Source organism: Streptococcus sp. HMSC034E03 (assembly GCF_001811505.1).
GTDB lineage: Bacteria > Bacillota > Bacilli > Lactobacillales > Streptococcaceae > Streptococcus.
Window position 1 is genome coordinate 32,162 of sequence record NZ_KV804993.1, and the last position, 329, is coordinate 32,490.

Consider the following 329-nt stretch of genomic DNA (forward strand, 5'->3'; position numbering starts at 1 on the left):
CCGTTTAACAAAATCCTAGCATTGTTCGCTTTTTTTATCTAAACATTCTTTGTATTTCATGACTAAAATCATTACCAGAATGAATCTAGTTCATTGCTAAAACACTAAAGAACGAATAGTGATTTGACTAAATTTTTAGTCTTCTTTTTTCTTTCCCAAAGCAAGTCCGAGACCACCTAGAATACCAAGAAGTCCTAGAGATGCAAGAGTCGCATTTGATTCAGTACCAGTATTTGGCAATACTTTTTGAGAATCATTTGACTTAGCTCCATTAGTATCAGGTGTTACTGGCGCAACTGGTGTTTCAGTTGTTGGGGTATTTGGTGTTA

The 329-nt window shown here is 35.3% G+C and carries 1 protein-coding gene; it reads right to left on the reverse strand.

Translation table 11 applies throughout. The features are described from left to right. Positions 1 to 135 precede the first annotated feature (135 nt). The coding region (locus tag HMPREF2805_RS07210; RefSeq protein ID WP_148131628.1) for an LPXTG cell wall anchor domain-containing protein at positions 136 to 329 on the reverse strand (194 nt) is incomplete at its 5' end.